Source organism: Paraburkholderia fynbosensis, from assembly GCF_902859935.1.
Classification (GTDB): Bacteria; Pseudomonadota; Gammaproteobacteria; order Burkholderiales; family Burkholderiaceae; genus Paraburkholderia; species Paraburkholderia fynbosensis.
The window spans coordinates 23768-37477 of record NZ_CADIKI010000014.1 but is presented as its reverse complement, the minus strand read 5'-3'; the positions used below and the strand labels follow the sequence as shown (position 1 = coordinate 37477).

General features: G+C 64.3%; 14 protein-coding genes. 3 read left to right on the top strand and 11 right to left on the bottom strand.

Annotated elements, in window-relative coordinates; all coding sequences use genetic code 11:
• Positions 1-85: 85 nt before the first annotated feature.
• The 9 genes from HV770_RS22555 to HV770_RS22515 all read right to left on the bottom strand — a co-directional run bounded on the left by HV770_RS22555 (position 86) and on the right by HV770_RS22515 (position 8115).
• Positions 86-1735 (bottom strand): HAL/PAL/TAL family ammonia-lyase, encoded by a 1650-nt coding sequence (locus HV770_RS22555; protein WP_175163125.1) that lies wholly within the window; start codon positions 1733-1735, stop codon positions 86-88.
• Positions 1736-1773: 38 nt separating this feature from the next.
• A complete protein-coding gene (locus HV770_RS22550; RefSeq protein ID WP_175163123.1) occupies positions 1774-2565 on the bottom strand; it encodes an ABC transporter ATP-binding protein in 792 nt (263 codons plus the stop codon).
• A gap of 46 nt (positions 2566-2611) precedes the next feature.
• Complete coding sequence (locus HV770_RS22545) at positions 2612-3367, bottom strand: ABC transporter permease (protein ID WP_175163121.1); 756 nt, start codon at positions 3365-3367, stop codon at positions 2612-2614.
• A gap of 14 nt (positions 3368-3381) precedes the next feature.
• Positions 3382-4104, bottom strand: a complete 723-nt coding sequence (locus HV770_RS22540; RefSeq protein ID WP_175163119.1) for an ABC transporter permease — start codon at positions 4102-4104, stop codon at positions 3382-3384.
• An 88-nt stretch (positions 4105-4192) separates the two neighbouring features.
• Positions 4193-5017, bottom strand: coding sequence for a transporter substrate-binding domain-containing protein (locus tag HV770_RS22535; RefSeq protein ID WP_246291108.1), 825 nt, complete (start codon positions 5015-5017; stop codon positions 4193-4195).
• A gap of 310 nt (positions 5018-5327) precedes the next feature.
• Positions 5328-6008: a methyltransferase family protein gene (locus HV770_RS22530; protein ID WP_175163115.1), complete on the bottom strand. Its 681-nt coding sequence runs from the start codon at positions 6006-6008 to the stop codon at positions 5328-5330.
• Between the two features lie 32 nt (positions 6009-6040).
• Positions 6041-6877 (bottom strand): arylamine N-acetyltransferase family protein, encoded by an 837-nt coding sequence (locus HV770_RS22525; protein WP_175163113.1) that lies wholly within the window; start codon positions 6875-6877, stop codon positions 6041-6043.
• Between the two features lie 206 nt (positions 6878-7083).
• Positions 7084-7764 carry a hypothetical protein gene (locus HV770_RS22520; RefSeq protein WP_175163111.1) on the bottom strand — a complete coding sequence of 227 codons (681 nt, stop codon included), beginning with the start codon at positions 7762-7764 and terminating at the stop codon, positions 7084-7086.
• A gap of 159 nt (positions 7765-7923) precedes the next feature.
• Positions 7924-8115: a hypothetical protein gene (locus tag HV770_RS22515; RefSeq protein ID WP_175163109.1), complete on the bottom strand. Its 192-nt coding sequence runs from the start codon at positions 8113-8115 to the stop codon at positions 7924-7926.
• On the opposite strand from HV770_RS22515, the gene HV770_RS22510 reads away from it, so the two are divergent.
• Both HV770_RS22510 and HV770_RS39815 read left to right on the top strand, forming a co-directional pair.
• Positions 8102-9625, top strand: a complete 1524-nt coding sequence (locus tag HV770_RS22510; RefSeq protein WP_175163107.1) for a carbohydrate porin — start codon at positions 8102-8104, stop codon at positions 9623-9625. The two genes, HV770_RS22515 and HV770_RS22510, sit on opposite strands and share 14 nt — an antisense overlap.
• 248 nt (positions 9626-9873) lie before the next feature.
• Positions 9874-10104 (top strand): hypothetical protein, encoded by a 231-nt coding sequence (locus tag HV770_RS39815; RefSeq protein WP_425497465.1) that lies wholly within the window; start codon positions 9874-9876, stop codon positions 10102-10104.
• 60 nt (positions 10105-10164) lie between these two features.
• Here HV770_RS39815 and HV770_RS22500 read toward each other — a convergent pair whose 3' ends face one another.
• Positions 10165-11046 (bottom strand): LysR family transcriptional regulator, encoded by an 882-nt coding sequence (locus HV770_RS22500; protein ID WP_121321548.1) that lies wholly within the window; start codon positions 11044-11046, stop codon positions 10165-10167.
• 101 nt (positions 11047-11147) lie between these two features.
• Between HV770_RS22500 and HV770_RS22495 the strand changes: the two genes are divergently transcribed.
• The gene (locus HV770_RS22495; protein ID WP_175163105.1) at positions 11148-12068 is read left to right on the top strand and encodes a DMT family transporter; all 921 of its coding nucleotides are present in this window, start codon (positions 11148-11150) and stop codon (positions 12066-12068) included.
• A gap of 172 nt (positions 12069-12240) precedes the next feature.
• Here the strand turns inward: HV770_RS22495 and HV770_RS22490 are convergent, their stop codons facing one another.
• On the bottom strand, positions 12241-13539 hold the full coding sequence (locus HV770_RS22490) for an MFS transporter (protein ID WP_175163402.1): 1299 nt from the start codon (positions 13537-13539) through the stop codon (positions 12241-12243).
• Between the last annotated feature and the right edge of the window lie 171 nt (positions 13540-13710).

Here is a 13710-nt window from a genome sequence, read left to right as displayed (position 1 = left end):
CTCGTGGGTAGTACGCGGTGGTACAGGGTTGTGCACCGAAGCCGGTTCGCCGGCGGGTCAGCCCGCTCACCGGCATTGTTGTCCATCATGCCATGTGGGCGGCGGCGTGCCCGTCATTGACCGCGGCGCTCGCGGCTGCACGGACCTTGCCCGCAGCCGCCAGATTCGTCACCGGCACGCGCGCGAACTGCTGCGCACCGTCGACGGAAATGGCCGGCCGGGGTCCAATGCTACCGGGGTTCGGCAACGGCGGCGGCGCCTCGTCGGCGATCATCCGGAACGCGACGCTCATGTCGTCGGCGAGCGGGCGGTCGTCGCGATAGGTCGGCACGACGCACCGCACGCGTTGCCGCAGCGCTTCGGTATGCGGCGCGCGCGGCGCCTCGATACTTTGCAGATCGTAGGCTTGCGCCGCCGCCAGCAATTCGATCGCGACGATGCGCCCGGCGTTGTCGATGATTTCCAGTGCCTTGAGCGCGGCAGGCGTGGCGTGGCACAGGTGATCCTCCTGCAGCCCGGACGTGATGCCGCCGTCGAGGCTCGCGGGCATCGCGAGGCGCCGGTTTTGCGCCACGAGCGAGGCCGCCGTGTACTGCGCGATCATGAAGCCCGAACAGGTGCCGCCCGGCTGCGCGAGAAACGCCGGCAAGCCGCTGACGAGCGGATTGACGAGACGGTCGAGGCGCCGCTCGGCCATCGCGGCGACCTGGGCGATCGCGGTGGCGAGGCTGTCCATGGCCAGCGCGATCGACGCGCCCACCGCATGCGCCTGCGAATAGACACGCGGCGCGTCCGGTGTGCCGGCGACGATCGGGTTGTCGGTGATCGATGCGAGTTCGCGATTGACCACGTCGGCGGTTGCGGCCAGCACGTCGCGCGCGGCGCCGTGCACGTGTGGGATGGTCCGCATGCTCAGCGGGTCTTGCGTACGTTGACCGGCCACCGTCGCGAGAATGCCGCTGTCGGCGAGCGTGATGCGCATCCGCTCGCCGACCAGATTGAGGCCGGCGGAAATGCGCAGCGCGAGCGAATCTTCGTCGAAGGCCGCGAGCTGCCCGCGCAGATTCTCGAAGCTCATCGCAGCGACCATGTCGGTCCAGTCGAGCAGACGTGCGGCGCGCGCCATCGCCAGCGCCGCGAGGCCGGTGACGCACGGCGTGCCGTTGATCAGGCTCAGCCCTTCCTTCGCTTCGAGCACGAGCGGCTCGAGCCCGAGCATTTGCAAAGCGTCGCGCCCCTTGAGCCGCTCGCCGCGATAACGCACATGTCCCTCACCGATACAGACCAGTGCGATATGCGCCATGTGACTCAGATAGCCGACCGAGCCGAAGGCGGGCACCTCGGGCAAGCAATCGGCGTTGAGCAGGGCCACCAGTTGCTCCGCGACTTCGAGGCGAATCCCCGAATGTCCGTGCGCGAAGTTGTTGACGGCCGCGGCCATGATCGCGCGCGTCTCGGCGGACCCGAGCGGCGCGCCGACGCCGACCGCGTGGCTCATCAGAATGTTGCGCGAGAGCGTGCGCTGCTCGGCCGGCGACACGATCACGTCGCACAGCGCGCCCACGCCGGTATTCACGCCATACGCGCGAATCCCGCGCGCGACGATCTGCTCGACGAGCACACGCGCCGCCATCATGCGCGCGCGGGCATCGCCGCAAAGCTCGAGCGGCTCGCCGGCGGCGACTGCCGCCACCTGAGACCAGTCGAGAGGACGTTCGGAACGGATCACGGCCATGATAGTGCTCTGCTCGGTCAATTACCTGGTGATACTGATCAGTGGGTGCTGCGGTCCTGATGACTCGACACGAATTGCCGGAAGCGCTCGGACTTGCATTCAACGAACACTTCGTCCGGCGTGCCGTCCGCTTCCACTTGCCCCTGGTGCAGGAACATCACGCGGTTCGACACATGACGCGCGAAACCCATCTCGTGCGTAACGACCAGCATCGTGCGGCCCTCTTCGGCGAGCGAGCGCATCACGCGCAGCACTTCGCCCACCAGTTCGGGGTCGAGCGCCGAAGTGGGTTCGTCGAACAACATCACCTTCGGATGCATCGCGAGCGCGCGTGCAATTGCCACGCGCTGCTGCTGACCACCCGACAGATGCGCAGGATAGTGGCCGCGCTTTTCCGCGAGACCGACTTTCGCGAGCAAGGCCTCGGCCTCTTCGACGGACTCGGCGCGGCTGCGCTTTTGCACACGCATCGGCCCTTCGATCAGATTCTCCAGCACCGTCATGTGCGACCAGAGATTGAAATTCTGGAACACCATGCCGAGTTGCGAGCGCACACGATCCACCTGGCGGCGGTCGCTCGGTTGCAGCTTGCCGTCGCCGCGGCGTTTCATCTTCAGTTCTTCGCCGGCGAGCGCGACCGAACCGTCGTCGGGCGTTTCGAGCAGGTTCAGGCAGCGCAGGAACGTGCTCTTGCCCGAGCCGCTCGCGCCGAGAATCGAGATCACGTCGCCCTGATGCGCATCGAGCGAAATGCCTTTGAGCACGTGATGATCGCCAAACGATTTATGAATGTTCTTGACCGACAGTGCGACGGGTGCCATAGCGTTCATGGAATTCTCCAGGTTCAATCCAGATTCAGCCAGACGGGCCGGTCATTCAGGACGTGGCGCGGCGCGTCTCAGTGGTGCCCGAGACCGGACGGCTTGGTGTGCGCTGCGCGGGCGCCGCGCGCAAATGGCGCGACAGACGCGTTTCGAGCAGCCCGAGCGCACGCACGATCACGAAGTTCAGAAACAGATAGATCAGCGCCGCGCAGATGAACACTTCAGTCGTGCGATAGCTCTGCTGGATGATCTGTTGCGCGACGCCGGTCACCTCCCACACTGTGACGAGGCTCGCGAGCGCGGTCGACTTGACGAGCAGCACGGCTTCGGTCGAATACGCGGGCAGACACTGGCGCAACGCAATCGGACCGATCACACGGCGCAGCAGCGCGAAGCCCGACAGGCCGATCGCATGGCCCGCCTCGATCTGCCCGACCGGAACGGCCATCAGGCCGCCGCGAATGATCTCGGCGGTGTATCCCGCCGTACACAGCGCGAGCGATAAAACCGCGCACAGGTATGGCTCGCGCAATACCGGCCACAGGAAGCTTTCCCGAATCACGCCGAACTGGCCCATGCCGTAGTAGACGAGGAACATCTGGATCAATAGCGGCGAGCCGCGAAACACGAGGATATAAGCGCGTGCGAATCGGTTCGGCAACCAGTGCGGCGAGACGCGCATCGTCACGATCACGAGCGACAGCAGGCCGCCGAGTATCAGCGAGCAGAAGAACAGCCCGAGCGTGGTCGGCACCGCGGCGATCAGTTGCTTGAGCGTGTCGAGCAGAAAGTCGAAATCGAAATGCATGCTGGCCGCTCCCGTCAGTTGCGCGCGAAGTTGCGCTTGAAGGACCGGCCCACACGCGCCTCGGCGTGGTTGAAGACCCGGTTCGAGATGCTGGTCATCAGCAGATACAGCGCGCCGCCCACCATGAAGAACGTGAAGTACTGATGCGTGGAGCCGGCCGCCACCTGACTCGTGCGCAGCAGCTCCGCGAGCCCCGTCACAGAGATCAGCGCCGAATCCTTCAGGCTCAGCTGCCAGACGTTGCCGATGCCCGGCAGCGCAAAGCGCAGGACCTGCGGAATCAGAATGCGGCGCGCCATCGTCAGCGTCGGCATGCCGATCGAGCGCGCGGCTTCGAGTTCGCCGCGCGACACGGCCAGCACCGCCGCGCGATACACCTCGGCCTGATACGCGCCCGAAATCATGCCGACCGCCAGTGCGCCGACCACGAACGGCGGCACGCCGACGAAACCTTCCGCGCCGAACCACTGACCGACGGTGGTCACGAGCGTCGAGCCGCCGAAATAGAACAGATAGATCACGAGCAGTTCGGGCACGCCGCGAAACACCGTCGTGTAGATATCGCCGATCACGCGCAGCGTGCGAAAGCGCGACAGCTTGGCCGCCGCCACCAGCGCGCCGAGCACGGCGCCTACCGCGAGCGCGGCCAGCGTGAGCGCGACCGTCATCAACGCCGCGAGCAGCAGCACACCGCCCCAGCCTTGCGGCCCGAAGCCGAGCATTTCTATCAGTGCCATTCCCTACTCCTCGTCCATGACCGCGGATCGAACCAGCCGGCGTGCACACGCTCGTTGCGCGCCCCGCTTCTACCGAGCGCTCAACGCATCAAGGCGTGACGTCGGTCTTGAACCACTTATCGGAAAGCTTCCTGACGGTACCGTCGGCGAGCGCTGCACCGATCGCGGTGTCGAACTTCGCCCTCAGATCGGCGTCCTGCTTGCGGAATGCGAGCCCTTCGCCCGGCCCCCAGATCGGGCCGCCGATCTTCGGTCCGGCCATCGTGATCGACGCCGTTTCCTTCTTGTCGATGTTGGCGGCGTAGTAGGTCACATCGTCGAACGAAGCGTCGATGCGGCCGTTGGCCAGATCCAGATCGCGTTCAGGCGAGGTCTTGTAGACGCGAATGCTGGCGACGTCCTTGAAACCGTCGTTGATGAATTTGGTGTAGACCGTGCCGGACTGGATGCCGATGGTCTTGCCCTTCAACTGCTTGCGCAGCGCGTCGATGGCCGGCTGGTCGGCCTTCGGGTCGCCCGAGAGCTTGACGATGGCGGCGCCGGGCGCAGCCTTCGGCAAGATCTTCGCGTCGGCCACGGCGAACGTGGCAGGCGTCGCGGCGTAGGGCCGCGAGAACGCGATGATTTTTTCACGCTCCGGCGTGATCGAGATCGCATCCATCAGGACGTCGAACTTTCCGGCTTGCAGACCGGGAATCATGCCGTCCCAGTCCTGCGCGACGAGGTTGCATTGCAGCTTGGCGCGCTCGCACAGATTAGCGACCAGTTCGGGTTCGAAGCCGCCCAGCTTGCCGCCCGGCAAGGTCAGATTCCAGGGCGCGTAGCCGCCTTCCAGCGCGATCGTCACCGTCTTCCACTCTTTGGCCTGCACCGGGGCCGCGAAAATCGCCACGGCGCCGAGAACGGCGCCCATCAATGCGTTTGCTGCCGTTCTGCGCTTCACTTTCACGTCGAAACTCCTTTGATTGAGGAAACCGTCGAGCTGGGTGTCTTAGCTTTTTACTTGCGTTGATTTGTATAGACAAGCTTGCACGAGTCAAAAAGTGCCTGCAAGTGGATTAAATGGAAATTGCCGCAATCATCGGGCAAACCCCTACTCCACGCCGTGCGATAAGGCTTTACAGGGAATTGTTAGTGGCGGGACGTCACATGATGAAGCTGCCGCTTGCAAGACGCGCAAATCACTTTGTCTAGACAGGTTCGCGCGCGAAGATGAATTCGCACTACCAGATTAACGGCACAAAGCGATAACGCACGCGCGCCATGTACTCGCTGTAACCCTCGAGTTGCTCCGCGAGGACGCGCTCCTCGCGCACCGCGCGCCAACCAATGCCAAACACCATCACGGGCACGAACGCGAGTCCCCACCATGACCCGAGCAGCAACGGTGTACCGACGAGCAGCAGCAGCGCGGCGCAATACATCGGATGGCGGATGTGCGCGTAGGGGCCGGTGTCGATCACCTTATGGCCGCGGCTTGCCTGGATCTTGACGACCGGCGCGGCATAGCTGTTGGCCTCGAACACGAAGCGGCACATGAAGAGGCTAAGGAACACGCAGAGCGAACCGAGACTAACCAGCCAGACAGGCAGCGGTGCGGACCATTGGAAGCGCATCGCGTCGAATCCCATCGCGATGAGCCAGGCGCACCACACCAGCGCGACGCCGATCATAAAGAAACGGTCCCAGCGGCTTTGCTGTGCCTGCACGAACGGTGCGAGACGTTCAGCGAGAAGGCCCGGATCATGGCGCGCGAGCCACAGGCCGATCCACAGACTCAATGCGCCCAGTTCGATCAGATACCACCAGGCGGCCGGCCACGCGAAGCTGCCCGCCGCGCCGAACAGCAGCGCGCCCATCGCCGCCAGCCAGACCACCGTTTGCAGGACGAGGCGCTTGATCATGACGGCGGCCGTTGCACGTTTAACGCTACACGTTACGCGCTTTGCGCCGGCGTGCGCACGCGTTCGAACACCTCGGCGATGTCGATGTCGCCGGTGTCCAGACCGAAGCGCTCATGCAGGCATACGGCAAGTTCGTCGGCGCTGACGAGTTGCCGCTCGCTAATCATCTGCCCGCTACCAGCGCGCTCGTTCAGCTGATCGTTGAACAGCGTGAGACGAGCTTCCGGCAACACGCGGCACACGATCAGGTTGCTCGCGAAAATCGAATCGGGCGACGTCGACGTGTACCAGTTCGAGGTTTCGTAATCGATCCACTCCACCGGCTGCAAGTCGAAGCGATAGACGCGCGCCCAGCTTTCGTCGTGAGCTTGCACTTCGAGATACAGCGCGTCGCGCGATGCGTCGGCGAGCCGGAACGTGCCGAGCGGCGTCTGCTGCGTGAGACCCGTGCTTAGCCGCAGCGGCGCGCTCAGCGTGACGCTGCCGAAGCCGACGTCGGCGATCCACGCGTCGGTTCCAATGTCGATGCGCAGCACCATGTGCGTGCGAGGTGGCACCGCGTCAGACTCGCGCCCCCACAATACGCGCCCGAGCAGCGGCGTGACCTTGAAACCCAGTTGCATCAGCACGTTGGCGAACAGCGCGTTCTGTTCGAAGCAATAACCGCCACGCCGTGCGGTGACGAGTTTGCTCTCGACCGATTCGAGATCCAGCTTCACCGGCCGCCGCGTGAGCGGGTTCAGATTCTCGAACGGGATCGCTGCGGGATGCAGTCTGTGAATCGTCTGAAGGACTTCCAGCGTGGCCGCGCGCGGGCCTTCGTAGCCGATGCGGGCGAAGTAGTGTTGCAGATTGACGGCGTATGACATCGGCATGGCCCGGTAGGTTTTGGAGCTGGACGCTGACGGACCTGCACATGTGTGCCCGGTACGCGATCCGGCGGTTTCGGGACAAGATCATAGCCGCATTTGCCGCGCTTGCTTGCCGCTTGCCCGATGCGCCGCCTCGCCGCTTTCCGTCACCGCGTCGGCCGCCGTCCTACTGCATGAGCGGCGCCCGACGCGCGTACCGCCCGCTACTGGATACCTTTCAATGCCGACGTCGCGATCGACGGCACGGTAATGCCGTGGCTCGACGCGAACTGCACCGCCGAATTCAGCGTGGACATCAGCGACTGCAATTGGCCCGGCGCCGATTGTGCGATGTACGACGCACTCTGCGCCGTCTGCGGATTCAGCCCCGACTGCAACAGCGAAGACGGGCTCATCTGACCGATGCTGCCGAGTCCCGACTGCAGGCTCGAATACTGGCTCACGCCCTTGCCGAGCGATGACAGGCCGTCCGTGAACGCCTGCTTGTCGACCGGCGCCGCCGACGCGCTGCCGCTCGCATGACTCGCGAACGCATCCGTCAGCTTCTGCGAGAGCGACTGTTGCGTGCTGCCCACCTGCGTCAATTGACTGACCGACGGCGTTCCGCCGCTGAGCAGACCCGCGGCCTGCTGCGCCTGCCCTGCGGCGCTGCTCATGCCCATCGCCGAGGCGAGGCTCGACTGGCCGCTCAGCACCTGCTGGTTCGCGCCCACATAGGTTTGCAGCAACTGTGACATGCCGCCTTCGGCAGCCGGCGCGGCGCCCGCCGAACTATTGCCGCCGCCAAGGCCGAACTGCTTCAGATTCAGTTGCGCGCTTGCAACGCCGCTCCCAAGCAAACTGCCGCCGACCAGCATCGACATCAAAAGAATGCGGGTTTTCATCTACTTCTCCTTACTATGTTGGGCTTCGGGTTGATCGTGCGCTTCGACACGTCACTCGCGAGTACGTTCGATCGTCCACACCCATACGATTCAATTACGTTTTCATTCGGTTCAAATTACCTACAAATATCAACCAGCCACAGTAGGTAACGTACAAAATTACATGTCAGTGATATTGATGAGAATCGTTCCCGTTAAATTGACGCCTGCAATACCCGTGAGCCCGATTCGCGTGATCTGCTGCACGGCGTCGCGGGCTGTTACGGCGAATCGCGGGCTGGCGACATCGCTGGTCCGTGATGAATCAATCAGTCGAACAACGCCAATAAGGATTTCGATGAAGTTCGCCAACCTCAACGGCCGCGTCGCTCAGGCACGTCCAGTTCGCGACAGCGCTGCGCGCGCCAGCGCAACTTATCGTACCCGCTTGCCTTCCATGCGGCGCGTGGCCCTCTGCACCGCATTCGCCTGGGCATCGATGACGACCGCCGCCGCGATGGCCGAGGCCAATCCCGATGCCGCACCGGAAGCCCCCGAAGCCGATCTGAAGATCAAGGCCACCGAGACGAGCCAGTGGACCGGCTTCTGGAACCGCGATCAGATGCTCGGCGACATCGGCGGCCTGCGCCCCTGGCTCGGCAAGTACGGCGTGACATTCACGCTCACCGAGACCAGCGAAGTGCTCGCCAATCTGCGCGGCGGCCTCGCGCGCGGCGCGGACTACGACGGTCTGACGACCGCCACCGTGCAGATGGATACGCAAAAAGCGTTCGGCCTGCCCGGCGGCCTGTTCAACGTCAGCGCGTTGCAGATTCACGGCGCCAACCTGAGCGCCAACAAGCTCGGCACACTGAATACGGCAAGCGGCATCGAAGCCGAGGACACTACCCGCCTGTGGGAGTTGTGGTATCAGCAGTCGTTTCTGAACAAGCGGGTCGACGTGAAAATCGGTCAGCAAAGTATCGACCAGGAATTCATCACCAGCCAGTACTCGGCGCTGTTCCTGAACACGATGTTCGGCTGGCCCGCCCTGCCCTCGTACAACATGCCGTCCGGCGGTCCGGCGTATCCGCTGGCGGGCCTCGGCGTGCGCGTGCGCGGCCAGATCACGCCTTCGTTGACGGCGTTGGCCGGGGTATTCTCCGGCGACCCGCTCGGCAACAACCCGGACAACCTGAGCGGCACAAACTTCAATCTGCACAACGGCACGTTGTGGATCGGCGAGTTGCAATACGCGATCAACCAGCCGGCCGACGGCGAAGTGGTCGGCACCGGCAGCAAGGCATTGCCGGGCACCTACAAAATCGGCGTCTGGTACAACAACAACAGCTTCGCGGACCAGCGCTACGACAACAACGGCTTGTCGCTGGCGAATCCCGCATCGACCGGCGTGCCCGCGAATCATCGCGGCAACTACAGCATCTACGCCGTAGCCGACCAGATGGTTTGGCGTCCTGATCCTGACAAGCCGCGCAGTCTCGGTGTGTTCGCGCGCGTGATGGGCGGCCCCGGCGACCGCAACCTGGTGAGCATCGCGGCCAACCTCGGGGTCGTGTTGAAAGCACCGTTCGCCGGCCGCGACGACGATAGCGTCGGCCTCGCGCTCACCTACATCAAGGTGAGCAATCACGTGCACGGAATCGATGAGGACTTCCGGGCCTTCACCAACGGGCCCTACGGCGTGCGCACCAGCGAAACCACGCTCGAGGCGACCTATCAGTATCAGGTCAATCCGTGGTGGCAACTGCAAGCCGACGCCCAATACACGTTCAATGCCGGCGCCGGCCAGAATCCGAACGACCCGACGCAGCCGCTGCGCAACACGTTCGTCATCGGCGTGCGGACCAACATCAATTTCTGATGCGGTTCGCGCCCACCCCGTACGCTATCGATAAACCAGAACCCATGCTTTCGATCACGACCGACACGACTGCTTTGTGCGCAGGCACGGAGGTTCAATCGTGACTCGTCCCACGCGCACGTTGCCGCCGCGCGGGCCCTGATCGCCGCCACTGTCAGCGCGGCCGCCTTCACGACGGCCCCGTTGCGTATGCCGAGCCGCAAGGTTTCCTTGCAACCATCAAGCACCACGCGACGCCGATCAACACCGTGCCCGACAACCGTGACCAAAACCCGTGCGCGGTAGTGGTCGCGCCGGTCACGGCGGGCACCGTCAAGCAAGGCGACGTGCTGGTCGGCAACTTCGACGACTCGACCGATCTGCAAGGCACCGGCAGCACGATCATCAACTGTCGTCCGGACACCAAACAGATGTCGATGTTCGCCGCGGTGCCGCGCGATCTGAAGAAATGCCCCGGCTCGCGGTGGATGGGAAGGTGACCGCTTGTCTGCGGGTCAGGGCCTGGTCTGATTGCAGATCGCCCCCGTCGCACAGTTCACCTACACACCCGCCCCACGCGCCGGCGCCCGCAACGACAGATCCTGCACCATCTGCGCAGCCAGATAATCGCAGGTCGGCCGGTCCGATTTGGCGCTGCGCGCCACCACGATTTCCAATGGCGCGATCTTCGGCAAGCCTTGCGCTTCGCCAAGAATCGCGAGCCGCGCCGGCACGCTGCAACGCGTGAGTGCGATCACCGACAAGCCCGCATCCACGGTCGCCACCAGACCCATCAGGCTCGCGCTGCTGAACGCCGCCCGATAGCGGATCCGCGCGCCGTCCAGTGCGGCCAGCGTGTGCTGGCGCGCGACACAACCGGGCTCGTAGAGTCCCACCGGCAACGGCGACGCCGCCAGCACCGGCGTGTCCACCGATGCCCCCACCCACACCATCGGCTCGCTGCGCACGAATTCGCCGCGCAACTTGCGGTCGCGCGTGACGAACGCGAGATCGATCTTGTTATCGGCCAGCATCGGCGCGAGCGACGTGCTTTGCGCGCAGACGATCTCGATCTCCACATGCGGATACAGGTTCGAGAAACGCCGCAACACCGGCGACAGCAGCGACGACACGTAATCGTCCGGCGCGCCGAGCACCACGCGCCCCGTCACCTCGGGCCGCACGATCGCCGACCAGGCCTCCTCGTGCAGCGCGAGCACGCGCCGTGCGTATTCGAGCAGCGTATTGCCGGGCCGCGTGAGCGACAGATTGCGCGTATTGCGCGCGAACAGCGTGGTGCCGAGCATGGTTTCGAGCCGCTTGATCTGCATGCTGACGGCCGCCTGGGAGCGATGCACGGTGGTCGCCGCCTTCGTGAAGCTGCCCGTCTCCACCACCGCGACGAAACTACGCAACAGGTCGACGTCGAATTCGGGGTGCATGATTTATCAATCCGGCTGATGGAATTACTCAATTTAATTCGTTTGTCGGTGCCACGCAAGCCGCGCAATACTCGGGATATCACGTCTCGGAGCCGCTTCGCATGTCCCTCACCCAACGTCAACAAGGCGCGATCACCCTCGCGGGCGGCGGGCTGCTGATGGGCACGCTAGGCGTCTTCGTCGAGGAGGCGCGGCTCGGCGCGCTGACGCTCGTGTTCTTTCGCTGCCTGTTCGGCTTTATGTCGCTTGCCGCGTATTGCGCGTGGAAGGGCTTTTTCACGCGATCCCATTTCACGCGCCGCACCGTCGCGCTCGCGTTGCTCTCGGGCGTGCTGATGGTCACACAGTGGGTCGGCTTCTTCGACGCGATCCATCGCACCAGCATTGCCGTGGCGACGGTCGTGTTTCACGTGCAGCCGTTCTGGGTCGTGCTGATCGGCGCGGCGCTGTTCAACGAGCGGCTCGGCATGGATCGGCTCGGCTGGATCGCGACCGCCTTCGTCGGGCTCGTGCTCGCCTCGGGCGTCGCGGCCACGGAGAATCTGCAGGGCCATTCGGGTTATCTGATCGGGATCGGCGAGGCGCTGGTCGGGTCGCTGCTGTATGCGAGCGTCACGCTGATTGCCAAAGGGCTCGGCAATCTGCGCCCGCATCTGCTGACGCTCGCGCAATGCGCGGTCGGCGTGGTATGTCTGCCGTTCATCGCGCCGCTCACTGCGGTGCATATCGGCCCGATGCAGTGGTTCTGGCTGGTCGGCATGGGGGTGCTGCATACGGGCTTGGCCTATGTGCTGATCTACGGCGCACTGCCCAGGCTAAGCACGCCGGTGATCGCGGTGCTGCTGTTCGTCTACCCGCTCACCGCGATCGTGGTGGATGCGGTGGTGTACGGCCGGGCGCTGTCGCTGCCGCAACTCGCAGGCATGGCGCTGATCGTGGTGGCGAGCCTCGGCGTCAATTTGGGCTGGCCGCTGCTGTCGCTGCTGCGGCCTCGCGGACAGGCGCGGCGGCACGCGGATTGAGATCCCGTCTCACTGCGGAAAAAAAGTGGCGCCAGACCTCGTGGCTTCATCCGGATAACGAACCGATTCCAAAAAAAAGAGAGAGGGATTCAGACAACTCCTTGCTGAATCCACTCACGTAGGCTGGCCTGCATAATCGCGCTGAAGGCCTATTGACGCCACCCGGCCAACCTCACTGCGGCAACACCTCCCCCTTCGTCTCCGGCGCGAACGGAATCACGAAGAGACCAATCACAAACGCGAGCGCCGTCAACGCGACCGGCACGCCGAGCGTATGCATGTGCAGCACCGCGGCACCGAGCAGAAAGTTGACCCCTGCGCCGACAAACCGCCCGAACGACGTACAGAACGCGAACGCCGTGGCCCGCACGCGGGTTTCGAACTGCTCCGGCAGCCACAAACTGAACAACGCGAAATTGCCGCCGAAAAAGCCCAGCACGCAAAGCCACGCGATGAACGGCGCGAGCCCGTTCGGCAGATAGAACGCCCAGCCGAAACTGCCGACGATCGACACCGCCATGCCGGCGAAGTAAATCGCCAGTGTCTTCTTGCGGCCGATGCGCTCGGCGAGCGGCGGCAGCGCGAGACAGCCGATGATCGTCGCGATGGACAAAAGCCCCGTCGCCACTGACGCCATCCTGATCGAATCGGCCTTCGCCATGCCGGCGCGGGTCGCCAGCTGAATCACCGCGGACGGCTCGTACACCGCACCCGCCCACAAGCCGATGATCGCAATCGTCAACAGGATGCACGCCACCCAGGTCCGGCGCCGATAGGCCGGCCCGAGGATTTCGCGCAGCGGTTTGCTCTGCACGGCGTTGGCTTCCGCCTTCTGCCACTTCTCCGGCTCTTTGACGCGCAGCAGAATCAGAATCGCGACCACGACCGGCACCGCGCCGGTGAGGAACATCGCGCGCCAGCCGAAGTGCACGCCGATCGTGAAGTTGAGCGCCGCCGCGAGAAAGAAGCCGGCGTAGTAGCCCGTTTGCAGATAACCCGCGCCCATCTTGCGGCGATCCTCCGGCCACGCTTCGGCCACATAGGTGCCCGCCAGCGCCCACTCGCCGCCAATGCCGACGCCCGCAATGAAGCGATAAATGCCGAGTTCCCACACGTTCGAAGACGTCGCGGCGAGCCCGGTGAAAATCGCGAACGTGAAGATGGTGCCGGCCAGCACCTTGGTGCGCCCAAAGCGATCGGCGAGCGGCCCCCAGATGAACGACAGCCCCCACCCCACCAGGAACAGCGCAAACAGGATCGAGCCGGCGAGACCCACATTTGCCGGCGTGGCCGCAAAGCCGGAGCGCGGCAACAGCTCGGTCAAGGCCGGCGTCAACACAAGCGCGTAGATGAACGAGTCCATCCCGTCGAGCGTCCAGCCGGCCCATGCTCCCCAGAAACCTACGATCTGCGAACGATTGAGCGGCGTGCGGCGCCGCGCGACCGGTGTACTGTCGGTCAGTGAATTCATCATGCTCCTCCGGCCCTGCGATGGGCGTACGTAATCGGAACTACAGGGAACGACGACATGGAATGGCGCGCGCAGGCGGATTGATACGGCCACCCTCGTATGACGGAGGCGTGGCCCGCGGGGCCGGCCGGCAAAGAACTTTCCGGGTTTGTCCGCGTGTAAAGCGCGTCT

Bases quoted from the DNA above. Each gene is read 5' to 3' on its own strand.
- HV770_RS22555 (WP_175163125.1), bottom strand. From the start codon at position 1,735: ATGGCCGTGATCCGTTCCGAACGTCCTCTCGACTGGTCTCAGGTGGCG.
- HV770_RS22550 (WP_175163123.1), bottom strand. From the start codon at position 2,565: ATGAACGCTATGGCACCCGTCGCACTGTCGGTCAAGAACATTCATAAA.
- HV770_RS22545 (WP_175163121.1), bottom strand. From the start codon at position 3,367: ATGCATTTCGATTTCGACTTTCTGCTCGACACGCTCAAGCAACTGATC.
- HV770_RS22540 (WP_175163119.1), bottom strand. From the start codon at position 4,104: ATGGCACTGATAGAAATGCTCGGCTTCGGGCCGCAAGGCTGGGGCGGT.
- HV770_RS22535 (WP_246291108.1), bottom strand. From the start codon at position 5,017: ATGGGCGCCGTTCTCGGCGCCGTGGCGATTTTCGCGGCCCCGGTGCAG.
- HV770_RS22530 (WP_175163115.1), bottom strand. From the start codon at position 6,008: ATGATCAAGCGCCTCGTCCTGCAAACGGTGGTCTGGCTGGCGGCGATG.
- HV770_RS22525 (WP_175163113.1), bottom strand. From the start codon at position 6,877: ATGTCATACGCCGTCAATCTGCAACACTACTTCGCCCGCATCGGCTAC.
- HV770_RS22520 (WP_175163111.1), bottom strand. From the start codon at position 7,764: ATGAAAACCCGCATTCTTTTGATGTCGATGCTGGTCGGCGGCAGTTTG.
- HV770_RS22510 (WP_175163107.1), top strand. From the start codon at position 8,102: ATGAAGTTCGCCAACCTCAACGGCCGCGTCGCTCAGGCACGTCCAGTT.
- HV770_RS22500 (WP_121321548.1), bottom strand. From the start codon at position 11,046: ATGCACCCCGAATTCGACGTCGACCTGTTGCGTAGTTTCGTCGCGGTG.
- HV770_RS22495 (WP_175163105.1), top strand. From the start codon at position 11,148: ATGTCCCTCACCCAACGTCAACAAGGCGCGATCACCCTCGCGGGCGGC.
- HV770_RS22490 (WP_175163402.1), bottom strand. From the start codon at position 13,539: ATGAATTCACTGACCGACAGTACACCGGTCGCGCGGCGCCGCACGCCG.